The 23,350-nt window shown below is 74.2% G+C and carries 17 protein-coding genes and 1 pseudogene; 10 read left to right on the top strand and 8 right to left on the bottom strand.

Features of this window, described 5'->3' with window-relative positions:
• Nucleotides 1–7: 7 nt before the first annotated feature.
• The 3 genes from ACFZCF_RS19040 to ACFZCF_RS19030 form a co-directional block, all read right to left on the bottom strand.
• A complete protein-coding gene (locus ACFZCF_RS19040) occupies nt 8–1,033 on the bottom strand; it encodes a protein kinase (protein ID WP_391287432.1) in 1,026 nt (341 codons plus the stop codon).
• Nucleotides 1,033–1,650, bottom strand: a complete 618-nt coding sequence (locus ACFZCF_RS19035) for a hypothetical protein (RefSeq protein ID WP_391287431.1) — start codon at nt 1,648–1,650, stop codon at nt 1,033–1,035. The genes ACFZCF_RS19040 and ACFZCF_RS19035 overlap by 1 nt, the downstream gene beginning before the upstream one ends.
• A gap of 109 nt (nt 1,651–1,759) precedes the next feature.
• Nucleotides 1,760–4,279, bottom strand: coding sequence for an FHA domain-containing protein (locus ACFZCF_RS19030; RefSeq protein ID WP_391287429.1), 2,520 nt, complete (start codon nt 4,277–4,279; stop codon nt 1,760–1,762).
• A 126-nt stretch (nt 4,280–4,405) separates the two neighbouring features.
• Between ACFZCF_RS19030 and ACFZCF_RS19025 the strand changes: the two genes are divergently transcribed.
• On the top strand, nt 4,406–5,056 hold the full coding sequence (locus ACFZCF_RS19025; RefSeq protein ID WP_388444596.1) for a TetR/AcrR family transcriptional regulator: 651 nt from the start codon (nt 4,406–4,408) through the stop codon (nt 5,054–5,056).
• Here ACFZCF_RS19025 and ACFZCF_RS19020 read toward each other — a convergent pair.
• Nucleotides 5,020–5,826, bottom strand: a complete 807-nt coding sequence (locus tag ACFZCF_RS19020) for a class II aldolase/adducin family protein (RefSeq protein WP_388444594.1) — start codon at nt 5,824–5,826, stop codon at nt 5,020–5,022. The two genes, ACFZCF_RS19025 and ACFZCF_RS19020, sit on opposite strands and share 37 nt — an antisense overlap.
• Before the next feature lie 122 nt (nt 5,827–5,948).
• Nucleotides 5,949–6,794, bottom strand: coding sequence for a DUF3626 domain-containing protein (locus ACFZCF_RS19015; protein ID WP_391287426.1), 846 nt, complete (start codon nt 6,792–6,794; stop codon nt 5,949–5,951).
• A gap of 140 nt (nt 6,795–6,934) precedes the next feature.
• Here ACFZCF_RS19015 and ACFZCF_RS19010 point away from each other — a divergent pair, with 140 nt between their 5' ends.
• On the top strand, nt 6,935–7,597 hold the full coding sequence (locus ACFZCF_RS19010) for a ThuA domain-containing protein (RefSeq protein ID WP_391287424.1): 663 nt from the start codon (nt 6,935–6,937) through the stop codon (nt 7,595–7,597).
• A 116-nt stretch (nt 7,598–7,713) separates the two neighbouring features.
• The gene (locus ACFZCF_RS19005) at nt 7,714–9,111 is read left to right on the top strand and encodes an NADP-dependent succinic semialdehyde dehydrogenase (protein WP_391287422.1); all 1,398 of its coding nucleotides are present in this window, start codon (nt 7,714–7,716) and stop codon (nt 9,109–9,111) included.
• A gap of 120 nt (nt 9,112–9,231) precedes the next feature.
• On the opposite strand, the gene ACFZCF_RS19000 is transcribed toward ACFZCF_RS19005, so the two are convergent.
• On the bottom strand, nt 9,232–10,260 hold the full coding sequence (locus ACFZCF_RS19000) for a PHP domain-containing protein (RefSeq protein WP_388444582.1): 1,029 nt from the start codon (nt 10,258–10,260) through the stop codon (nt 9,232–9,234).
• A 10-nt stretch (nt 10,261–10,270) separates the two neighbouring features.
• Complete coding sequence (locus tag ACFZCF_RS18995; protein WP_388444579.1) at nt 10,271–12,355, bottom strand: SpoIIE family protein phosphatase; 2,085 nt, start codon at nt 12,353–12,355, stop codon at nt 10,271–10,273.
• 134 nt (nt 12,356–12,489) lie between these two features.
• Here ACFZCF_RS18995 and ACFZCF_RS18990 point away from each other — a divergent pair, with 134 nt between their 5' ends.
• The 4 genes and pseudogenes from ACFZCF_RS18990 to ACFZCF_RS18975 all read left to right on the top strand — a co-directional run bounded on the left by ACFZCF_RS18990 (nt 12,490) and on the right by ACFZCF_RS18975 (nt 17,667).
• Nucleotides 12,490–12,690, top strand: a complete 201-nt coding sequence (locus ACFZCF_RS18990) for a hypothetical protein (protein WP_388444576.1) — start codon at nt 12,490–12,492, stop codon at nt 12,688–12,690.
• A gap of 159 nt (nt 12,691–12,849) precedes the next feature.
• Nucleotides 12,850–13,470: pseudogene (locus ACFZCF_RS18985) on the top strand (acyl-CoA dehydrogenase family protein).
• 101 nt (nt 13,471–13,571) lie between these two features.
• Complete coding sequence (locus ACFZCF_RS18980) at nt 13,572–14,948, top strand: diacylglycerol kinase family protein (protein ID WP_391287420.1); 1,377 nt, start codon at nt 13,572–13,574, stop codon at nt 14,946–14,948.
• A gap of 199 nt (nt 14,949–15,147) precedes the next feature.
• Nucleotides 15,148–17,667: an AAA family ATPase gene (locus ACFZCF_RS18975; protein ID WP_391287418.1), complete on the top strand. Its 2,520-nt coding sequence runs from the start codon at nt 15,148–15,150 to the stop codon at nt 17,665–17,667.
• A gap of 229 nt (nt 17,668–17,896) precedes the next feature.
• Here the strand turns inward: ACFZCF_RS18975 and ACFZCF_RS18970 are convergent, their stop codons facing one another.
• A complete protein-coding gene (locus tag ACFZCF_RS18970) occupies nt 17,897–20,215 on the bottom strand; it encodes an FdhF/YdeP family oxidoreductase (protein WP_391287415.1) in 2,319 nt (772 codons plus the stop codon).
• 470 nt (nt 20,216–20,685) lie between these two features.
• Here ACFZCF_RS18970 and ACFZCF_RS18965 point away from each other — a divergent pair, with 470 nt between their 5' ends.
• From ACFZCF_RS18965 to ACFZCF_RS18955, 3 genes are read left to right on the top strand one after another with little or no spacing between them, the layout of a single operon-like run.
• On the top strand, nt 20,686–21,831 hold the full coding sequence (locus ACFZCF_RS18965) for a Dyp-type peroxidase (protein ID WP_391287413.1): 1,146 nt from the start codon (nt 20,686–20,688) through the stop codon (nt 21,829–21,831).
• Complete coding sequence (locus ACFZCF_RS18960; protein WP_388444561.1) at nt 21,828–22,658, top strand: family 1 encapsulin nanocompartment shell protein; 831 nt, start codon at nt 21,828–21,830, stop codon at nt 22,656–22,658. Before ACFZCF_RS18965 ends, ACFZCF_RS18960 begins: the two co-directional genes overlap by 4 nt.
• Entirely contained in the window at nt 22,655–23,296 is a 642-nt protein-coding gene (locus ACFZCF_RS18955) for a DUF1345 domain-containing protein (protein WP_388444558.1), read from the top strand. Before ACFZCF_RS18960 ends, ACFZCF_RS18955 begins: the two co-directional genes overlap by 4 nt.
• The last annotated feature ends 54 nt before the right edge of the window (nt 23,297–23,350 follow it).

The following is a 23,350-nucleotide window of genomic DNA, read 5'->3' as shown; positions in this document are numbered from 1 at the left end:
CACCGCCTCAGAGGCGTCGGAAGACCGGCCGCGCCCATGCCGGAGGCTCCGGCGGGGGATCGGACGTCCGGGACGGGTCGTCGCCCCACGGTCCGGCCCGGGTCCCCAGGCCCGCCCCCTGCCCCGTGACCGGAACACCGCCCGGCACGCGCGCGAGGGCGGCGCGCAGCTCCGCGACGAACTCCAGGCACGTCCCGTACCGCTCCTCCGGCGTCTTCGCCAGCGCCCGCGCGAACACCGCGTCCGCCTCCTCCGGCAGTCCGGCCCGGTGCTCGGCCAGCGGCGGCGGGGGGTCGTACTGCTGGGCCCACAGCACCGCCCAGTCGGTCTCCCGGCGGAACGGCGGCACCCCGGCGAGCGTCTCGTAGACCACGCACGCCAGGCTGTACACGTCGCAGCGCCCGTCCACCGGCTTCCCGGAGATCTGCTCCGGCGCCACGTAGTCCAGCGTGCCGACGAACTCGCCCACCGTCGTGAACCCCGTCAGCGACAGCGACTTCTTCGTCAGGCCGAAGTCGGTGAGATAGACGTGCTCGGGATGGTCGCGGTCCGTTCCCTCCGCGACGAGGATGTTCCCCGGCTTCACGTCCCGGTGCACCAGGTCGTGCGCGTGCGCCGCGTCCAGCGCGGAGGCGACCTGGGTCGCGATCCGGCTCGCCGTCCCCGCCGGCAGCGGCCCCTCCCGGGCCAACAGCGCCACCAGGTCCTGGCCCGCCACGTACCGCATCGCGATGTACAGGACGCCCTCCGTCTCGCCCGCGTCGAAGACCGGCACGATGTGCGGGTGGTCGATCGACGCCGCCACCCGCGACTCGTGCGCGAACCGCTTGCGGAAGGTGTCGTTGCGGGCCAGCTCCGGCGCCAGCAGCTTCAGCGCCACCGTCCGGTCCAGCCGCAGGTCCCGAGCCCGGTACACGACGGCCATCCCGCCGCGCCCGATCTCCGCCTCCACCCGGTACCCCGCGATCTCCTGGCCGACCAGCCCCGAAGGCCGCCCCGCCGGGAGCCCGGAGTCCCCGGCCCCGCCCGCCATCAGCCCTCACCGTCCGTGTCGGGCGGCCGGTTCACGAACTGCGTGGGCGGCGGGGCGGAGGCCTCGTCCGCCTGCGGCACCACCTGCGTCGGCTCGTACGCGACGGGCGCCTTCGGCGGCCGCGCCGCGTACGTCGTCAGCCCCGCCCCGTCGGAGTGGACCCAGCGCTCGTGCTCCGCGTCGTACAGCCAGACGGACTCGCCGTCGACGACCATCCCGACCCGGAGTCCCCGGGTGCGCCGCCGGAACGTCTCCCCGTCGGCCCGGCCCGCCGCCAGTTCCTCCACCGCCCGCCGGTAGCGCCCGACGGCGTCCTCGGCGCGGGCGATGAGCGGACGCGGGTCGGCCGTGCGCGACAGCGCCGAGCCGGCGGCCGGAGGGTCGTCAGGGACCGCCACCAGGAGCCGCGCGTCCACCCACGCCGACCAGCCGTTGGAGCAGAGCACCCGCCCCCAGTCGCCGGCCCGCTCCATGAGCCGCACCGGCAGGAAGGCGTCCAGCGGCACGGTCGGATACGCCGGGTCCGGCGCCTGCCAGGTGGAGAGGCCGCCGCGGGGGACGACGTGGGTGGGACGGAAGTCGGCCGCGTACGAGCCGTCGGATCCGGTATCCGGCATGTCGGATCGTGGATCCGAGATGCCGGATCCCGAATCCGACCTGCCAAATCCTGGATTCTGCATATCGGATCCAAGCTCCGCTCCGGGGTCGGGCACGCTCACAGCCTCCTCAGCGACGCATCACGACGGGTTCGTGCCGCCGCAGCAACCGGGCCACGGCGAAACAGAGCGCCACGCAGAGCACGACCAGCATGCCCATGTCGAAGAGCCAGGCCGCCGCCGTGTGGTCCATCAGGGGGTCCGCCGTCTTGTCGCTCGGCGCCACCGCCCCGATGTCGATGGTGGCCCCCATCGCGGCGAACGCCCACCGCGAGGGCACCAGCCACGCCAGCTGTTCGAGGACCGGAGTGCCGCGGACGCTCAGCAGCGCGCCGCAGAACACCACCTGGACGATCGCGAGGAGGACGAGCAGCGGCATCGTCACCTCCTCCTTGCGCACCAGCGCCGACACCAGCAGGCCGAGCATCATCGCGGTGAAGGCGAGGAGGGCGACCGCGAGGGTGATCTCGACGAGCGCGGGCATCAGCACGCCCTTGCCGCCGGGCACGTTGAGCGGCACGCCGATCAGGGCGACCAGGGTCAGCACCACGGCCTGCACGATGGTCACGGTGCCGAGGACGACGACCTTGGAGGCGAGGTAGGCGGAACGGGACAGGCCGACGGCTCTCTCCCGGCGGTAGATCGACCGCTCCTTCACCAGTTCGCGGACGGCGTTGGCCGCACCGGTGAGGACGCCGCCGACGCACAGGATCAGCAGCACGTTCAGGGTGGACTCGGGGTTCAGGCTCCCTTCGGAGAGCGCGCGGGCCATGGCACCCATCACGAACGGCAGGGCGATCATGATGGCGAGGAAGGTCCGGTCGGCGGCGAGCGCCGCGGTGTAGCGCCGCACCAGCGTCCGCAACTGCCCGCCCCAGCTCTGCGCCTTGGGCGGCGGCGGAGGCGCCGGAGCCCCCGGCGCGTCGCCGCCGGCCGCGCCCGTGGCACCCGTCACCGGCGCGTACGGCCGGACGGTGGCGTCCTCGATGTACCGCCGGTGGAAGCGCGAGCCCCCGTACTGCCCCGCCCAGTCCCGGTCCCGCTCGGTCTCGAACGCCTCGAACGCCTCCGGCCACTGCTCGAAGCCGAAGAAGGACAGGGCGTCGTCGGGCGGCCCGTAGTAGGCGACCCGGCCGCCGGGGGCGAGCACCAGAAGCCGGTCGCAGACGTCCAGGCTGAGGACGCTGTGGGTGACGACGACGACGGTGCGGCCGTCGTCCGCGAGGCCGCGCAGCATGTGCATCACGGAGCGGTCCATGCCGGGGTCGAGCCCGGAGGTCGGTTCGTCGAGGAACAGCAGCGAGGGCTTGGTCAGGAGTTCCAGGGCGACGCTGACGCGTTTGCGCTGGCCGCCGGAGAGGCTGTGGATGGCCTGGTCGGCGCGTTCCGCGAGCCCCAGTTCCCCGATGACCTCCTCCACGCGAGCGCGCCGCTCGGCCGGCGCGGTGTCCCCCGGGAAGCGCAGCTCGGCGGCGTACGAGAGGGCGCGCCGGACGGTCAGCTGGAGGTGCAGGATGTCGTCCTGCGGGACGAGCCCGATGCGCTGGCGCAGCTCCGCGTAGTCGCGGTACAGGTCGCGGCCGTCGTAGAGGACGGTGCCGCGGTCGGCGGGCCGCTGCCCGGTGAGCGCCCCGAGGAGCGTCGACTTCCCGGCCCCGGAGGGCCCGACCACCGCGAGCAGCGTCTTCTCGCCGACGGGGAAGGAGACCTCGTCGAGCAGCGTCTTCCGCCCGTGGTCGACGGTGACGGCCAGCCGCTGCACGTCGAGCGAGATCTCGCCGGTGTCCGTGAACTCGACGAGCTGTCCGCCGGCCAGGCAGAACGCGCTGCGCCCGATGCCGACGATGTCGTCCGCGGTGACCCGTACCGGCTCGACGACGGGCCGCCCGTTGAGGAAGGTGCCGTTGTGGCTGCCGAGATCGTGGATCCAGTACGTGCCGTCCGGCCGGGCGAGGAGTTCCGCGTGGTGCCGCGACACCACGAGATCCGCCACGACGACGTCGTTGTCCGGCGCCCGCCCGATCCGCACCCGGTGCTCCGGAAGCGGCCGGACCGCCGTGGGCCGCCGGAAGGTCCCCGTGGCCCCCGGCCGCGACACCGCCGCGGGCCGCGCCAGGTCATCCCGTACGAGCTCCGCGTCGCCGGCGATCGGGGACGAGCCCGGTGGGGCGGTTCGGTGCCCGTCGGCCGCGGGCCGCCGCTCCGGCGGTGGAGCGGGCGACGGGGGTGGAGCGGGCGACGGCGGTGGCGGGTGGACGGGTTCGCCCGGGGGCGCCGTGAGAACCGCGCGCGGGCCTTCCCGCGGGTGGCCGAAGCGGAGGACGGTGCCCGGGCCGACGACCCGGGGGATCCGTACGCGCACGCCGTCCGCGTAGGTGCCGTTGGTGCTGTCCTCGTCCGCGAGCGTCCACTGGCCGCCCGCGGCGCGGAGCACCGCGTGGTGCCAGGACGTCCGGGCGTCCGACAGCACGATGTCGCTGGTGGGGTCACGCCCGACGCGGTAGACGCGGCCCGGGTCCATCCTCGTCGTGACGCCGTCGACGACGAGGACCAGGCCGGGTGCGGCGGGCGCGACCGGCCGCTCTCCCATGCGTGAATCCTATCCGCCGGGGCCCCGGCCCGCCCGGCGCCGGACCCGGGGGCGGGGGAGCGGGGCGCGGGTAGGCTGGCCCGGGCGCCGCGGGGAGCGGCGCCGGACGGACGACGGGAGGCGGACGTGCCGAAGGGCGTCACGAGTCGGCGGCCGCGCACCCGGGCGGCGCTTCTGAAGGCCGCCCTGGAGGTCTTCGCGGAGCACGGTTTCCACGCCACCACCATCGAGCGGATCTGCGAGCGCGCCGGCTACACGCGCGGGGCGTACTACTCGAACTTCGCCAGCAAGGAAGAGCTCTTCCTCGCGCTCTTCGACGAGCACAGCGAGCGCACGGTGAGCCGGCTCGCGGCGTCGATCGACGCGCTCACGCCGGAGGAGTACACGCTCCCGCGGCTCGCCGAGCTGGCCGCCAGGATCGAGCCCGACGAGCGCGACTGGTACCTGGTCACGACCGAGTTCACGCTGCACGCGATCCGCGACCCGCAGGCGGCCTGGGTGCTGGCGCGCCACGACGAGCGGCTGCGGGCCGAGATCGCGCGCGGGCTGACCCTCGTGCTGCGCCGGGCGGGCCGTGAACTGACCGTGGACGCCGACCGGTTTGCGCGGCTGCTGATCGCCCTGCGGGAGGGCGGTCTCGCGCAGAGCTACGTGGAGCCGGCGGCGCTCCCGCCGGGTGATCTGGAACGGGAGTTCCTGCCGGCGCTCCTGGCGGCCTCGACCCGCCCCGCGCGGCCGTCTCAGTCGAACAGGTCCGGGTCCGACGCCTCGATCTGATCCCACAGCGGCCGGGCCTGGAACCAGCCGGCCAGGTGGCCGCCGATCTGGCCCCGGGTGAGCAGCGCGGTCTCCCGGTCGATGAGCTGCGGGGTGCCCGCGGCCATGGCGAGCAGCTGCGCCTGGCAGGAGCGCTCCATGGTGACGAACCACCAGACGGCCTCGGCGACGGAGTGACCCACGGTCAGCAACCCGTGGTTCTTCAGGATGACCGCCTTGTGGGCGCCGAGCGCCTTGGCGATCCGCTCGCCCTCCTCGGTCTCGTTCACGACGCCCCGGTAGTCGTCGTGGACGCCGTGGTCCTCGAAGAAGGCGCAGGCGTCCTGGGTGATCGGGTCGAGCGGAATCCCGAGGCTGGAGAACGCCTTGCCGTGCAGGGAGTGCGCGTGCGCGGCGGCGATCGCGTCGGGCCGGGCCGCGTGCACGCGCGAGTGGATGACGAACGCCGCCCGGTTCACCGGCCGGCGCCCCTCCAGGACCCGCCCCTCGTGGTCGACGAGGATCAGGTCGGAGGCCTTGATCCGGCCGAAGCCCATGCCGAAGGGGTTGACCCAGAAGGTGTCCGGGTCGCCCGGGTCCCGCACGGTGATGTGTCCGGCGACCCCCTCGGAGAACCCGAGCCGTCCGAAGATCCTGAACCCGGCGGCCAGCTGCTCCTTCCGGTACCGCCGCTCCTCCTCGACGCTTCCGAACGTCGGCGGCATGGGCAGTTCCACCCCCTCGGGCAGCGGCCCCACGGCGGCGGCGAGGGCGGGCGGCACGGTGCTCATGGCGACTCCAGGGGATGCGGCGGAGACTGCGCGACGCCCCGAGAAGATACCGGCCGGTATCCGATGCATCAATGCATCCGGACGACCCCCGTCAGCGGAGGCGGCCGGACGGGGACGGGCGGTCAGGAGGCGGGGGCGCCGAAGCGGGCCAGGTAGTGCCAGACCTTCTTGACGTCCTGGGGGTCGTACGCGCCGGACAGGGAGGCGTCCTGGACGACGCGGGGGGTGAGGAGGCCGTCCTCGGCGATGCGGACGCCGAGGTCGACGTACTCCGGGCCGCGGAAGGCGGGGTGGCGGCGGAGTTCGGCGACGGTGAGGCGGAAGCCGGGGTGCCATTCGACGGGGCAGGGAAGGCGGCGGGCGGCCTCCTCCACCGCGGTGCCCCGGTGGCTCGGGTCCAGGACCAGGGCCTCCACGTCCCGGGCGATCTCGACCGGACCGTGGACCTGCGCCTCGACGTAGTCGTCCAGCGGGTCCTGCTCGTCGGCCTCCGCGAGCGCCACCAGCGCCATCCGGGAGGCCACGCCGAAGTCCGCCGGCTCCAGGAAGCTGTCCGGATAGCAGAAGCTCGTCCGCGCGGTGGCCTCCGGCGACAGCCGCAGGTGGGCCGAGCCGAAGCGGGGCGCGGCCCCGTACGGACGCCGGCGGAAGTCCAGCGCGCCGTACACCGGACGCTCGTGCGCCGGCGCCTCGTCGTAGGCGCCGCCGAAGATGCGGCTCTCCCAGTTCCAGCGGTCGCCGCCCGGCCGGGCCGTCAACCCGCCGTTTCCGGTGCCGGTCACGAACTGCGAGCGGTAGACGCCCTCGTCGGCCAGCCGGTCCAGGAAGTGGGGATGGAAGTTGAGCGTGATCCGCAGGCTCGGGTCGATCGGCCCGCCCGACGAGCGGGCCTCCACGTGCGCCAGCGCACGCCGCCCCGTGTCGTGGAGCGGCGAAGGGGCGGGGCGGGGCGCGGAAGTCGTCGTCATGGGAGGAGTCTGCCGCAGGCCACGGGCTTGCGGCGCGTGGTTTTCGCTGGCTACGGTCGCCGCGCGAGCAGCCGGAAAGCGTGTGTCCGTCGTTGCCGGTCGACCCGCCCCGCAGCCGTCCCCCCGCCCCGGAGTCCCGCGTGTCACCCACCCCCGACGTCCTCGTCTACACCCGCACCGCCGGCTACCGGCACGACTCCGTCCCCGACGGAGCCGCCGCCCTCACCGGCCTCGCCGCCGCCCGCGGCCGCACCGCGGAGACCACCGAGGACCCCGCCGCCTTCTCCGCCGAGGGGCTCGCCGGCCGCGCCCTCGTCGTGCTGCTCTCCACCACCGGCACCGTCCTCACCGCCGAAGGCCGCACCGCCCTGGAGGCGTACCTGCGCGGCGGCGGCGCCCTCCTCGCCGTGCACGCCGCCGCCAACGCCGAACCCGACTGGCCCTTCTACGGCGAGCTGCTCGGCACCCGCTTCGCCGGCCACCCGCCGCTCCAGCCCGGCGCCGTCCTCGTCGAGGACCCCGCGCACCCGGCCTGTGCCCCGCTGCCGGCCCGGTGGGAGTGGACCGACGAGTGGTACGAGTACACCTCCCACCCGCGCGTGCCGGGCGCCCGCGTCCTGCTGCGCGCCGACGAGACCGCCTACGAGGGCGGCACGCTCGGCGACGACCACCCCCTCGCCTGGTGCCGGACCGTCGACCGGGGCCGCTTCCTCTTCACCGCCCTCGGCCACACCCCGGAGGCGTACCGCGACCCCGTCTTCCGCGCCCACCTCGACGGAGCCCTCTCCTGGCTGCTCGACTGACGCACGCGCGCGTGCCCCCTCCCGCGCGTACGTCACCCCACCGCACCCGCCCCCCTTGCGCCCGCGCCCCGGAAGCGGGAGGTTTCCCGTGGGGGCCGACGCAGGAGGAGAAGGCCATGGCCATCGCCACCGTGAACCCCGCCACCGGCGAGACGCTGCGCACCTACGACGCGCACGGACCGGAGGAGGTCGAGCGGCGGATCGCCGCCGCCCACGAGGCCTTCCGCCAGTGGCGCACGACTCCCTTCGCCGAGCGGGCCCGGCTGCTGCGCGCCGCCGCCACCCTCCTCGACGAGGACACCGAGGACATCGCCCGCACCATGACCCTGGAGATGGGCAAACCCCTCACCGCCTCCCGCGCCGAGGCCGGCAAGTGCGCCAAGGCCATGCGCTGGTACGCCAAACACGCCGCGGAGCTGCTCGCCGACGAGCACCCGGCCGAGAGCGACGTGCGCGACTCCGGCGCCGACCGGGCCCGCGTCCACTACCGGCCGCTCGGCACCGTCCTCGCCGTCATGCCCTGGAACTTCCCGCTGTGGCAGGTGATCCGCTTCGCCGCGCCCGCGCTGATGGCCGGGAACACCGGCCTCCTCAAGCACGCCTCCAACGTGCCCAGGACCGCGCTGTACCTCGGCGACCTGTTCCGCCGCGCCGGCTACCCCGACGGCTGCTTCCAGACCCTCCTCATCGGCTCCGCCGAGGTCGAGGAGGTGCTCCGCGACCCGCGGGTGGCCGCCGCCACCCTGACCGGCAGCGAACCGGCGGGCCGGGCCGTCGCCTCTGTCGCCGGCGACGTCGTCAAGAAGACGGTCCTGGAGCTCGGCGGCAGCGACCCGTACATCGTGATGCCCTCCGCGGACATCGTCCGGGCCGTGAAGACCGCCGTCACCGCGCGCGTGCAGAACAACGGCCAGTCGTGCATCGCCGCCAAGCGCTTCCTCGTCCACCAGGACGTGTACGAGGACTTCACCGAGCGCTTCACCGCCGCCATGAACGCCCTCACGGTCGGCGACCCGCTCGACGAGGCCACCGACGTCGGCCCGCTCGCCACCGAGAAGGGCCGCGCCGACCTGGAGGAGCTCGTCGACGACGCCGTACGGCAGGGCGCCCACGTCCTGTGCGGCGGCTCCCGGCCCGACGCCCCGGCGCTGGCCCGCGGCTGGTACTACCGTCCCACCGTCCTCACCGGCATCACCCCCGCCATGCGGATCCACCAGGAGGAGACCTTCGGCCCCGTCGCCACCGTCTACCGGGTCCGGGACGCGGAGGAGGCGGTGGCCGTCGCCAACGACTCGCCGTTCGGGCTCAGTTCCAACGTGTGGACCCGCCGCGACGAGGAGGTCGACCTCTTCGTCCGCGACCTCCAGGCCGGCGGCGTCTTCGTCAACGGAATGACCGCCTCCCACCCCGCTCTCCCGTTCGGCGGCGTCAAGCGCTCCGGCTACGGGCGCGAGCTGTCCGGCCACGGCATCAAGGAGTTCTGCAACGCGACGACCGTCTGGCAGCGCGCCTGAACCCGCCCTGACGGACGACCCCGGTCCGGCAGCACGCCCGACCCGCTCCGGCCGGACCCGTTCCGCCGCGACCCGTCCCCGGAGCCGGCGCGTCACATCAGCGCGGGGCCACCGGTGGCGTCACTCCCGTGTCCACGCCAGCAGCCGGTCCGCGTCCCAGGTGTTGATCACCCGTTCCGCCGGTACGCCGCACTCCTCGGCGCGGGCGCAGCCGATGTGCTGCCAGGCGAGCTGGCCCGGGGCGTGGGCGTCCGTGTCGACGGCGAAGTACGCGCCCGCCTCCACCGCCTGCCGGAGCAGCCGGCGCGGCGGGTCGAGCCGTTCCGGGCGGCTGTTGATCTCGACGGCGGTGCCCGACTCCGCGCAGGCGGCGAAGACCCGCTCCGCGTCGAACTCCGACTCGGGGCGCAGCCGTCCGCCCGCGACCAGCCGCCCGGTGCAGTGGCCGAGGACGTCCATCAGCGGGTTCCGCACCGCGGCCTCCATCCGCCGGGTCATCGCCCGCGCGTCCATCCGCAGCTTCGAGTGGACCGACCCGACCACCAGGTCGAGCCGGTCGAGGAGTTCGGGCTCCTGGTCGAGGGAGCCGTCGTCGAGGATGTCGCACTCGATGCCGGTGAGGAGCCGGAAGGGCGCCCACCGCTCGTTCAGCTCCGCCACCACGTCCAGCTGCTCCCGCAGCCGCTCCGGCGACAGGCCGCGGGCCACCGTCAGCCGCGGCGAATGGTCCGTCAGCACCGCCCAGTCGTGCCCGAGTCCGATCGCCGCCCGGCCCATCTCCTCGATCGAGGCCCCGCCGTCCGACCAGTCCGAGTGGAGGTGGCAGTCGCCGCGCAGCGCCGCCCGCAGCTCACCCCCGAGCTCCGTCCCCTCGGACCCCGCGTCCAGGGAATCCGCCAGCTCCCGTTCCAGCTCCTCCAGATAGCCCGGCACCCGGCCCTCCAGGGCCTCCCGCACCACCGCCGCCGTCTTCGGCCCCACCCCCTTCAGGGACTCCAGGGTGCCCGCCGCCACCCGGCGTTCCGCCTCGCCCTCGGGCAGCGCCGCCACCGCCGTCGCGGCCGTGCGGAAGGCCCGCGCCCGGTACCCCGGGGCGCCTCCGCGCTCCAGGAGGAAGGCGATCCGGTTCAGTGCCGCCACGGGGTCCATGCCACGCTCCTCAGCCGCCCGCGCGCGGGGCGTCCGCGCCCACCCGCGCCGGGCCGATCTCGCACCACACCGCCTTGCCCTCGCCGCGCGGCTCCACGCCCCAGCGGGAGGCCAGCGCGTCCAACAGGAGCAGCCCCCGGCCCGAGGTCGCGGCCTCGCCCGGGGTGCGCCGCCGGGGCCAGGCGCTCGAACGGTCCTGCACCGAGAGCCGTACCCGGCGCACCGGCTCGGGCAGCACCTCCAGCGTGAGCACCGCGCCGCCCTCCGTGTGCAGCAGCACGTTCACCAGCAGTTCGCCGGTCAACAGCTCGGCGTCCTCGGAGAGTTCCGGCATGCCCCATTCCCGCAGCGCCTGCCCGACCGCCGCGCGCGCGTCCGAGAGGCCCTGCGGGTCGGCCTGGTGGATGTACTGGTGGATGCGCGGCGCCCGCTGCGTACCGGGGTCGGGGCTGCGCCGCAGCACGAGCAGGGCCACGTCGTCGCCCGCGCCCCACCGCTCCCACAGCCGCTCCGAGAGGTGGTCGGCGAGCGCCTCCGCCTGCGGCGGCCCGCTGCTCACCGCCTCCGACAGGGCCGCGAGCCCCACCTCGATGTCGGTGCCCGGCTGCTCGACCAGGCCGTCGGTGCACAGCACCAGCGTCTCGCCCGGCACCAGGTCGAGCCGGGTCTCCGGGAACTCCTCCTCGCCGAACACGGTGGCGAGGCCCAGTGGCATCCCGCCGCGCAGCTTCGGCTGGCCGACCCGCCCGTCGGTGTGCCGGATCAGCGGTCCCAGATGCCCCGCCCGCACCGCCCGCACGGTGCCGCTCGCCAGGTCCACCTGGGCGTAGGTGCAGGTCGCGAAGCGGTTGGTGTCCAGCTCGGCGAGGAAGCGGGAGGCGCGGGCCAGCACCGTCGACGGGGCGTGGCCCTCGCCCGCGTACGCCCGCAGCGCGATCCGCAGCTGCCCCATGATCGCGGCCGCGTGGGTGTCGTGACCCTGGACGTCGCCGACGACGACCCCGACCCGGCCGCGCGGCAGCGCGATCACGTCGTACCAGTCGCCGCCGACCTGCCGGCCGCTCCAGGCGGCGTGGTACCGGACCGCGATCTCCCCGCCGGTGATCTCCGGGATGCGGCGGGGCAGCATCGTCTCCTGGAGCCCGGTGGCCAGTTCCCGCTCCTCGTCGAAGAGGGTGGCCCGCTGGAGGGACTGGGCGACGATCGCCGCCAGACCGAGCGCCAGGTTCCGCTCGTCCGCGGTGAACGCCGTCCGGCCCCGGTAGAACAGCGCCATTCCCCCCAGCGAACGCGCCTGCGCGACCAGCGGCAGGTAGCAGGCCGCGCGGAACGGCAGCCGGTCCAGATACGGCGCGAGCTCCGGGAAGTCCCGGCCGAGCGCGGCGAACGAGGACGCGAACCGGGGCCGGCCGCTCAGCACGGCCTCCGCCAGCGGAAGCCCCGGGTCGAGCCGCCGCGTCCGCAGGCCGTCGAGGACGTCCAGGGAGTCGCCGCTCAGCGCGATCACGTTCAGCGAACCGTTCTCGACGAGCCCGAGGGCGAGCCCGTCCGCGCCGAGCCGCGCGAGCCCGCCCGGCCCGGTCAGCGCCGCCGTCACGTCGTCGACCGTCACCGCCCGCGACAGCGCGTGCGTGGTCCGCTCGACGATGCTGGTCTGCATCTCGCGGCGCTTCTCCAACTGCTGCACGAAGGCCGCGTGCGACACCTCGGCCGTGGTGTCCCGCACCGCTCCGACGATCCGGTGCGCCCGTCCGTCCTCGTCCCGCAGGATGCGGGCGAGCACATGCGTCCAATGGGGTGTCCCGTCGGCCTGCGGGATCGGGAAGTGGGTGCTGTACGAGGACTCGCCGCCGGTCACCGCGGCCCGCACGACATGGTCGAGGCGCAGCCGCTCGGCCGGGTCGAGCCGGGCCACCAGGCTCGTCGGCCGGCCGTCGAAGCCGTCCGGGGACATGCCGAAGACCAGCAGCCCGGACGCGTCGACATCGATGGTGCCCGTGTCGAGATCCCAGTCGAAGCTGCCGGTCCGGTTCATGGCGAGCCACTCGGCGGGACCGATCCCGCCACCCTGCGCCCGCGGATCGTCTTCGGTCATCCTCCCCATTGTCGAACCCGCACCCCGTGGACGCCATGGCTGTGACACGGCGCGGCGCCCGGATGCGGGGCGGGGGAGGGGGCACCAGAATGGCCAGTGCCGGGACCCACCCGCAGAAGCATGGAGGAGACGGCATGAACGCTGAGTCCGACGAGATGTCCCGGGGGGACGCGCCGACCCCCGACGACGTGCTGCACTCCGGTGCGGAGGGCGAGTTCACGGCCGAGGACGTGGTGCTCGCCTCCGGCCGCGACGTGACGCCGGAGACGCTGGCCTGGGCCGAACGCCGGATGGCGGAGAAGGGCCGCGCCGCCCTGGACGAACTCCTTCCCTAGCCTCACGGGGCACGCGAGCCTCCACGAGGACACGCGCCCGGGGCCGGGGCCGGTACGCGCCCCGCCCCGGGCCTTCCCCCTTCATGGAACACGTTCTACCGTGACCGCCGTCGTGCCGGACACCGGCGCCGACAGCCGTCACGGGAGGCCGGAACGCACCTGCGGTACACGCCGGAACAGAACCGCCCGCGCGCCGAACTGCGCGCCTACTTCGCGGAGCTCGTCCCCGGCGACGCGCACGGCCGGTACGGGGACCCGGCCGCCCGGAAGCGCTTCTACCGCGAGACCGTCCGCCGCCTCGGCGCGGACGGGTGACTCGGCGTCGGCCGGCCCGTCGAGTACGGCGGCCGCGGCCTCACCCCGATGGAGCAGTTCGTCTTCTTCGACGAGGCCGCCCGGGCGGGCGTACCGCTGCCGCTCATGGCGCTCGACACCGTCGGGCCGACCCTCATGCGGTACGGCTCCGAGGAGCAGAAGGCGTACTTCCTGCCCCGCATCCTCTCCGGCGAGCTCGACTTCGCCATCGGCTACAGCGAACCCGACGCCGGCACGGACCTCGCCGCCCTCAGGACCCGCGCGGTGCGCGAGGGCGACACGTACGTCGTCGACGGGCAGAAGATCTGGACGACCAACGCGGGCTCCCCGGGCGCCGTCCTCCACGGCGAACTCGAACGCGGCTACCGCTCGGCCGTCGTCTTCACCTTCGGCGGCGGCAACGACCAGATCCAGCGCGAGATCATCTCCTGGATCGGCCTGGGCATGCCCCGCGTCCGCCGCTGACCCCGCCCGACCGGCCCCGCCCGGGATGCCGCCCGCCGCCCGCCCGGGCAGGCTGGTGCCTCGGGCGGGGCTCCTGGGCGAGAGGGTCGGGTGAGGAAGCCATGGGCGGTGCGCACACCGGCGGTACGGCCGACGGTACCGAGGCGGCTCGCGCGACGGACCTCGGAGCCGCGCGGCTCCTCGCGCGGCTCGCCCTGCTCGCGGTGGTCGGCTCGCTCGCCGTGCTCGTGCTCGCCGTCGGCGAGGGCGGCCTCCTCGTCGTCGGCGCCGGGCTCCTCGGACTGGTCCTCTGCGCCGCCGGCATCTGGTGGTTCCTGGCCCACCGCGGCCCGCTCCGGCTGTTCGGGGCGCTCCTCGTCCTCCTCGCCCCAGCAGGGATCGTGGTGCTCTTCGCCTACCAGGGGGTGTGGCTGACAGCCCTCGGCCTCTGCCTGTGCTGGGCGCTCACCGTCCTCTGCGCCCGCGCCGCGCTGCGCCGCTCCCGGCCGGAGCGACCGCAGCGGGCGTTCCCGGCCGCCCGGCCGCACCGGCCCGTGCTGATCATGAACCCGAAGTCGGGCGGCGGGAAGGTCGGACGGTTCGGGCTCGTCGAGCGGGCGGAGGAGCTGGGCGCGCGGGTGATCCTGCTCGACCCCGACGTGCCGGCCGACGTCGCCGCGCTGGCCCGGGGGGCCGTCGCCGACGGCGCCGACCTCCTCGGCGTCGCGGGCGGCGACGGCACCCAGGCGCTCGTCGCGGCCGTCGCCGCCGAGCACGACCTGCCCTTCGTGGTGATCTCCGCCGGGACCCGCAACCACTTCGCCATGGACCTCGGGCTCGACCGGAACGACCCCGCGCGCTGCCTCGACGCCCTCACCGACGGCGAGGAGCTCCGGATCGACCTCGGCGACGTCTCGGGGCGCGCCTTCGTCAACACCGTCTCGTTCGGCGTGTACGCCGACGTCGTGCAGCGGCCCGAGTACCGCGACGACAAGGCCGGCACGGCGCTCAGCCTCATGCCGGACCTGCTGGTCGGCGACGGCGTACGACGGCTCGACTCGCTCGTCGACGGGGCCCCGCTCGACGACCAGCAGGCGCTGCTCGTCAGCAACAACCCCTACTTCTCACCCGACGAGATCAGCGGCGGCGGCCGCCGCCCCCGGCTCGACGACGGCGAACTGGGCGTCCTCGGGATCCGGGTGGAGGACGCGGCCCAGGCCGCCGACCTGGTCGTACGCGGCTCCCAGTCCGCCGGCCTCACCGTCCTGAGCGCGCACCGCGTGGAGGTGACCGCCGCCGACGCGGCGGAGCTCCCCGTGGCGGTCGACGGCGAGGCCCTCCGCATGTCCACCCCCGTCGTCTGCACCCTCCGCCCCGGCGCCCTCCGCGTCCAGGTCCCCCGCGACCGCCCGGGCGTCACACCGCCCCCGCCCGCCGTCGACTGGCGCCGCGTCCTCTCCCTCGCCTTCGGCCGCACCGAGCGACCGGCGCCCGGGTGACCGGGCGCCGGTCCGGGCCACCGCGGCCGGCGCGGGTACGGCGCCGGGCAGGTCGCGGTCGGCGCCGGCCAGCACGCGGCCGCATGACCCGCCCCGTCCCTTCCACCTCCTCCGTCCCTTCCACCTCCTCCGTTTGCGGAGCCGGAGCAGCCGGGTTTGAGTGTGGATGCCCCCCCCACGCCCCCTCAGGAGCACAGAGATGTCGATGGCGTTCGGTTCCTCCTTCGGTCCCTCCGACCCGTTCGGCGACCTGCTGAACCGCTTCTTCGGAATGTCCCCGGCGTCGTCGCCGCCCGCCGTCCAACGGGTCCCCATCGGCCGCCTCCTCACCGAGTCGTCCCACGAACTCCTCAACACCGCCACCGCCAAGGCGGTCGCCGACGGCACCACCGACCTCGACACCGAACACCTCCTGTGGGCCGCCACCCAGGTCGAACCCACCCGCCGCCTGCTCGCCCGCTCCGGCGTCGACCCCGACGAACTCGCCGACAAGATCGCCAAGGTGCTGCCGCACGAGGCCGCGGAACCCTCCGCGGAACCCGGCCTGACCCCCGCGGCCAAGCGGACCCTCGCCCTCGCCCACGCCCGTTCCCAGGCCTCCGGCGTCTCCTACATCGGCCCCGAGCACATCCTCGGCGCCCTCCTCGGCGACGCCGACTCGGGCGCCTCCCGCTTCCTGCGCACCGAGGACCTCGACGTCTCCAAGCTCCGCGGCATGGCCGACCAGGCCGCCCGCGGCGGCGAGGCCACCGCGCCCGCCGCGCCCAAGGAGCCCGCGACCACCCTCGACGAGTTCGGCCGCGACCTCACCGAGGAGGCGAAGGCGGGCAGGCTCGACCCGGTCGTCGGGCGCGCCGAGGAGATCGAGCAGACCATCGAGATCCTCTCCCGCCGCTCCAAGAACAACCCCGTCCTCATCGGCGAGCCCGGCGTCGGCAAGACGGCCATCGTCGAGGGCCTCGCCCAGCGGATCGTCGCCGGAGAGGTCCCCGACACCCTCAAGGACAAGCGGGTCGTCTCCCTCGACCTCTCCGGCATGGTCGCCGGGGCCCAGTACCGCGGTCAGTTCGAGGAACGCCTCAAGAAGGTCATCGAGGACGTCCAGAAGTCCGAGGGCGACATCGTCCTCTTCATCGACGAACTGCACACCGTCGTCGGCGCCGGCGCGAGCGGCGAGAGCTCCATGGACGCCGGCAACATGCTGAAGCCCGCCCTCGCCCGCGGCGAGCTGCACGTCGTCGGCGCCACCACCATCGACGAGTACCGCAAGTACATCGAGAAGGACGCCGCGCTCGAACGCCGCTTCCAGCCCGTCCTCATCCCCGAGCCGAGCGTCGAGGAGACCGTCCAGATCCTCGAAGGCCTCCGCGACGCCTACGAGGCCCACCACCAGGTCCGGTTCGCGGACGGCGCCCTCGCGGCGGCCGCCGAGCTCTCCGACCGGTACATCAGCGACCGCTTCCTCCCCGACAAGGCCATCGACCTCATGGACCAGGCCGGGGCCCGCGTACGGCTCCGCAGCTCGGGCCGCTCCACCGAGGTGGTCAGCCGCGAGGACCGGCTCGCCAAGCTGCGCCGGGAGAAGGACCAGGCCGTCGCCGCCGAGGAGTTCGAGAAGGCCAAGCGGCTCAAGGAGGAGATCGCCGAGGTCGAGGGCGAACTCGCCGGCATCGAGGAGCGCCGCGAGGGCGTCGTCTCCGTCACCGCCTCCGACATCGCCGACATCGTCTCCCGCCGCACCGGCATCCCCGTCAGCCAGCTCACCACCACCGAGAAGGAGCGCCTGCTCAAGCTGGAGCAGGAGATGCACGACCGGATCGTCGGCCAGGACGAGGCCGTCACCGCCGTCTCCGAGGCCGTCCGCCGCAACCGCGCCGGCATGGGCGACCCCGACCGGCCCGTCGGCTCCTTCCTCTTCCTCGGGCCCACCGGCGTCGGCAAGACGGAACTCGCCAAGACCCTCGCCGAGCTCCTCTTCGGCGACGAGGACCGGATGATCCGCTTCGACATGAGCGAGTTCCAGGAGAAGCACACCGTCGCCCGGCTCGTCGGCGCCCCGCCCGGGTACGTCGGCTACGAGGAGGCCGGCCAGCTCACCGAGAAGGTCCGCCGCCAGCCGTACAGCGTCGTCCTCTTCGACGAGGTCGAGAAGGCCCACCAGGACGTCTTCAGCACCCTGCTGCAGGTCCTGGACGACGGGCGCCTGACGGACGGCCAGGGCCGTACCGTCGACTTCCGCCACTGCGTCGTCATCATGACGTCCAACATCGGCGCCCACCGGATCCTCGCCCATCAGGGCGACGCCGCCGACCTGAAGGACGAGCTGATGGAGGACCTCCGGGGCCGCTTCCTGCCCGAGTTCCTCAACCGCATCGACGACATCATCGTCTTCCACAGCCTCACCGAGCAGGACCTCACCGAGATCGTCGAGCACCTCCTCGACCGCAGCAAGCACCGGGTCCACGCCCAGGGCATGACCCTGGAGGTGACCGAGGCCGCGACGAAGCTCCTCGTCGCCCACGGCTACCAGCCGGAGTTCGGCGCCCGCCCGCTGCGCCGCACCATCCAGACCGAGCTCGACAACCGCGTCGCCTCCCTCCTCCTCGGCGGCGACGCGGAACCCGGCGACACGATCGTCGCCGACGTCGTCGACGACTCCCTGCACTGCACCATCCGCAAGGGCGCGGCCGCGGGAACGGAGACGGCCGCGGCGGCCTGACCCCCCCGTGCCCGCCGGCCCGGCCGGGCACCCCGCGCCCGCCGGCCCGAGGCGACGACTGGGCGCGGGCGAGCAGGCAGCGGCGGGCGGGTCCGGCCGGCAAGGACCCGGCCGGACCCGCCCGCGCCGAACGCCGCGCCTGCCGCCCCCTCGCCCTCCCGGCGGCGCCCGCGCACCGGGAAGGGCCACGGGCCGCGCCGGCCCGTGGCCCTTCCCGCCGGACTGGGACTCAGCCCGTCGGCTCGATCACGACCTTGAGGTGCTTCATGATCGGCTGGTCGCTCTGGGTGCTGTAGTCGCCGAGGGCGCACAGCACGTTCATCTCCGGCATGTACCCCGCCGCACAGCCCCGCGGGATGTCGTACGGCACCGCCAGGTAGCCGTACAGGGAGCGCCGGCTGCCGTCGCGGGCGGTCGCGGTGATGTCCACCGGCGCGAGTTCCGCGATCCCCCGCTCGCGCATGTCGGCGCGGTTCATGAAGACCAGCGTGCGCAGCCCGCTCACGCCGCGGTAGCGGTCGTCGTCGGAGTAGATGGTGGTGTTCCACTGGTCGTGCGAGCGCATGGTGCCGAGCGCGAGCGTGCCCGGCTCCGGGACCACGTCCGGCAGCGGGGCGGCGGAGAACTCCGCCTTCCCCGACGGGGTGAGGAAGACCAGCTCGCGCGCCGGCTGCCTGATGCGGAACCCGAGCGGCAGCCGCACCCGCCGGTTGAAGTCCTCGAAGCCGTCCAGGACGCGGGCCATGGTGTCCCGGATCCGGTCGTAGTCCTCCACGTACCAGGCCCACGGCGTCCCGCTGTCGGGGAGCGCGGCCCGCGCCATGCCCGCGATGATCGCCGGCTCGGAGAGCAGGTGCGGCGACGCCGGCTTCTTCATCCCGCGCGACAGGTGGACCATGCTCATCGAGTCCTCGACGGAGGCGGCCTGTTCGCCCTTGCGCTGGTGGTCCCTCTCGGTGCGGCCCAGACAGGGCAGGATCAGAGCCCGCCGGCCGTGTACGACGTGGCTGCGATTGAGCTTGGTGCTGACCTGGACGGTCAGTTCGCAGTTCCGCAGCGCCTCGAACGTGACCGCGGTGTCGGGCGCGGCCAGCGCGAAGTTGCCTCCCATGCCGACGAAGACCTTGACGTCACCGCGCCCCATCGCCTCGATGGTGCGCACGGTGTCCAGGCCGTGGGCGCGCGGCGGGTCGATCCCGCAGACCTCGCCGAGCCGGTCGAGGAAGGCCTCGGCCGGGCGGTGGTCGACGCCGCAGGTGCGGTTGCCCTGGACGTTGCTGTGGCCGCGTACGGGGGAGGGGCCGGCACCCTCGCGGCCCAGGTTGCCGCGCAGCAGCAGGAGGTTGACGATCTCGCGGACCGTGTCGACGCCGTGCTCGTGCTGGGTGACGCCCAGGCACCAGCTGACGATCGACCGGTCCGCCTCCCGGTACACCCGCGCCGCCTCCAGGATCTCCTCGCGGGAGAGCCCGGACTGGTGCTCGATCTCCTCCCACGGCGTGGCCTCGCACACCGCCCGGTACTCCTCGAAGCCGGCCGTGTGCCGCTCGACGAACTCCCGGTCGAGCGCCTTCGGATCGGACGCCGACCGTTCGAGGACCGCCTTGGCCATGCCCCGGAGGAAGGCCATGTCGCCGCCGATGCGGACCTGGAGGTTGAGCGTGGACGTCGGCGTGGAGTGGAAGGTCGCCATGTCCTTGAAGTCGTGCGGGATGATCGCGCGGGTCGCGGCGGCCTCCACCAGCGGGTTGACGTGCACGATCCGCGCGCCCCTGTCGTACGCCTCGGTGAGGGCGGTGAGCATGCGGGGCGCGTTGGAGGCCGCGTTGACACCGAGGATGAACAGGGCGTCGGCGGTCTCCCAGTCGGCGAGGTCCACCGTGCCCTTCCCGGTGCCCAGGGCCGCCTGCATGGCCCGGCCGCTCGCCTCGTGGCACATGTTGGAGCAGTCGGGGAGGTTGTTGGTGCCGAGCTCGCGGGCGAGCAACTGGTAGAGGAAGGTCGCCTCGTTGCCGAGCCGGCCCGAGGTGTAGAACGACGCCTGGTTGGGGTCGTCGAGGCCGCGCAGGGCCTCGCCGACCAGCGCGAAGGCGTCCTTCCAGGTGATCGGCACGTAGTGGTCGGTGGCGGGGTCGTACACCATCGGCTCCGTGAGCCGGCCCTCGTTCTCGAGGGCGTGGTCCGTCCATCCGGCCAGCTCGGTCACCGAGTGCGCGGCGAAGAACTCCCGCCCGACCCGCCTCCGGGTCATCTCCCAGGTGACGTGCTTGATGCCGTTCTCGCAGATGTCCAGGTGGAGGCCCTTGGTGTCGTCGGGCCAGGCGCACCCCGGGCAGTCGAAGCCGGAGCGTTCGTGGTTCATCTTCATGATCGCCCGGGGTCCGTCCAGGGGCGGGGCGCCCTCCCGGACCATGAACCGGGTCACGCTCTTGGCGGCACCCCATCCGGCGGCCGGATGGTGGTACGGCCGGACCTCCGGCTTCCCGTCGGGCACGGGGCCCACCCGGGGCTCCGTGCCGTCCTGCTGCTTGGCTCGGTCGAGGCTCATGGGCCTGCCACCTTTCCGGCGCACGAGGGCGCGAGGGAACGCGTACGGCCCCCTCCCGGGAGGCTATGCCGGGCCCCGGCCCGTCGCCATTCGGCGGTGGGGGGCAGGGCCCGGTCGGGGCGACGGGCTGCGGTCCTGCCGAACCGTGGATACGCTGACGCCGATTTGCCCCTTTCGCCAGGCCTGCTCCGCCGCTGTCCTGTCACGCCTGCTCCGCAGCCGTCTCCCGTCCCCGAACCACCTCCCCCGTCTGTCCCTCAGGAGCCCCACCCCGCCGCTCGCCCCCGGGCCTCATGCCGACGCCCCTGGCGCAGGGGCCGAACCCGCACCCCCGCCTCAGCCCCCACCCCTCGCCTTCGGGCCGCACCCGCACCCCGCCTCAGCTACCGCCCCTCGCCTTCGGGCAGGCACTCCCTCCCCGCCTCAGCCCCGCCGCCCCCCCCCATCCACGCCGCCCCGAAGGGAGTCGTATGGCCGTCCCCCAGCCCGCCCCCCAGCTCGTCCTCGGGCCGCCCACCAAGGCCGCCCTCTTCCTCACCCTCACCGTCGCGCCCGGCCGGGAGGCCGACGTACGCGAAGGGCTCGGCGGCCTGTCCGGGCTCGCCCGCTCCGTCGCCTTCCGCGCCCGCGACGACGCCCTCGCCTGCGTCGCCGGCCTCGCCTCCGACGCCTGGGACCGGCTCGTCGGCGGGCCACGCCCCCGCGAACTGCACCCCTTCACCCCCCTCCAGGGCCCCCGGCACCGCGCCCCCGCCACCCCCGGCGACCTGCTGCTCCATCTGCGGGCCCGCAGGGCCGACCTCTGCTTCGAACTGGCCCGGGTCGTCCTCGACGGCTTCGGGGACGCCGTCACCGTCGTCGACGAGGTCCACGGCTTCACCTACTTCGACGACCGCGACCTGCTCGGCTTCGTCGACGGCAGCGAGAACCCCACGGGACCGGCCGCCGCCGACACCGTCCTCGTCGCCGACGAGGACCCGGACTTCCGCGGTGGCAGCTACGTCGTCGTGCAGAAGTACCTCCACGACCTCACCGCCTGGAACGCGCTCTCCACCGAGGAGCAGGAACGGGTCATCGGCCGCTCCAAGGCGGACAACGTCGAACTCCCCGACGACGTCAAGCCCTCCGACTCGCACGTCGCCCTGAACACCGTCGAGGACGAGGACGGCGAGGAGCAGCGGATCGTCCGCCAGAACATGCCGTTCGGACGGCTCGGAGCCGGTGAGTTCGGCACGTACTTCATCGGATACGCCCGCACCCCCTCCGTCACCGAGCGGATGCTCCGCAACATGTTCCTCGGCGACCCGCCCGGCAACACCGACCGCATCCTCGACTTCTCCACGGCCGTCACCGGCGGCCTCTTCTTCGTGCCGAGCGCCGACCTGCTCGACGACCTCCCGGCCCCGGAAGCGACCCCGGTCGCGGCCCTCGGAGCGGCGCCGGAAACCGCCCCGGCCGCCCCGGAAGCCGCCCCGGCCGCGGCTCGGGAGCCCGGCCCGGCCGCCGCCCCGGAAACCGTCTCGCAGCCCGTCGCCGCCGGAGCCGGAGCAGCGGACCCCGCTGCCACCGCCCTCGGCCTGGGCATCGGGAGCCTGAAAGGAGTACCGGCGTCATGACCAGCCTCCCCGGCACCCCCGCCCCCACCAGCAACCTGCACCGCGAACTCGCCCCCATCACCCCCGCCGCCTGGGCCGAGATCGAGGAGGAGGCCCGCCGCACCTTCCGCCGCACCGTCGCCGGACGCCGCGTCGTGGACGTCCCCGACCCCGGCGGCGCCACCCTCGCCGCCGTCGGCACCGGCCACCTCACCGACCTCGCCGCGCCCGCGGCGGGCGTCCGCGCCCGGCTGCGCGAGGCCCGCCCGCTGGTGGAGCTCCGCGTCCCCTTCACCGTCGACCGCTCCGCCGTCGACGACGTCGAACGCGGTGCGAAGGACTCCGACTGGCAGCCCGTCAAGGACGCCGCCCGCGCCCTCGCCCTCGCCGAGGACAGCGTCGTCTTCGACGGCTACGAGGCCGCCGGCGTGCGCGGGCTGCGCGCCGCCTCCTCCAACCCGGTCGTCGCGCTCCCCACCGAACCCCGCGACTATCCCGACGCCGTCAGCCGCGCCCTCACCTCCCTGCGGCTCGCCGGCGTGGACGGCCCGTACGCGCTGCTCCTCGGCGCCGACGAGTACCGGGCCGTCAGCGAGACCTCCGACCACGGCTATCCGATCGCCGCGCACCTCGGCCGGATGCTCGACGGCCCGCCGATCTGGGCCCCCGCCCTCGCGGGCGGCTTCGTGCTCTCCACGCGCGGCGGCGACTTCGAACTCCGCCTCGGCCAGGACGTCTCCATCGGCTACACCCGCCACGACGCCGGCACCGTCGAGCTGTACCTCCACGAGACGCTCACCTACTTCACGTACACGGACGAGGCGGTCGTCGTCCTCGGCGGCGCGTGACCGGGGGGCGGGCCTGGTCGTGGCGGTACGCGGTCCCCCGGCTGGCGGGCGCGGGCGGCGTCGGTGCCGCCGCCGGGGCCGTCACCGGCGCGCTCGCCGACACGGCGCTCGGCGTCCTCGCCGGGATCGCGGCCGCCGAGACCGTCTTCGTCGTCAGCGGCTGGATCGTGCTCTGGCCGATGGACGCCACCACGACCCGCCGCAACCTGGGCCGCGAGGAGTTCCGGCCGGTCGTCGAGGAGACGGCCGTCGTCTCGGCGGCCCTCTGCGGACTCGTCGCCATCGTGGCCCTGCTCCTCGTCGACTCCGGATACGACCGGGCCGCCGCCGCGACCGCCCTCTGGGGCGTCTCCATGGCCTGGGCCGCCCTCCACCTCATGTACGCGACCCGGTACGCGTACCTGTACTACCGCCCGCCCGAAGGCGGCATCGACTTCAACTCCGACGACCGCCCCCGTTACACCGACTTCCTGTACTTCTCCTACAACCTCGGCATGACCTACCAGGTCTCGGACACCGACGTCTCCGACTCCGGGATCCGCGCGATCGTCCTGCGCCACTGCCTCCTCTCGTACGTCTTCGGCGCCGGCATCCTCGCCACCGCCGTGAACCTCGTGACCGGCATCGTCACCCGCTGACCGGGTTCCGGAGCCGCCCACCCCGCCGCCGACGCCTCCGCGCGCCCGTGGGCC

The sequence above is a fragment of the Streptomyces sp. NPDC007945 genome (assembly GCF_042958885.1).
GTDB lineage: Bacteria > Actinomycetota > Actinomycetes > Streptomycetales > Streptomycetaceae > Streptomyces.
The sequence above is the reverse complement of the archived record's forward strand: the minus strand, read 5'-3'. Positions and strand labels throughout refer to the sequence as shown.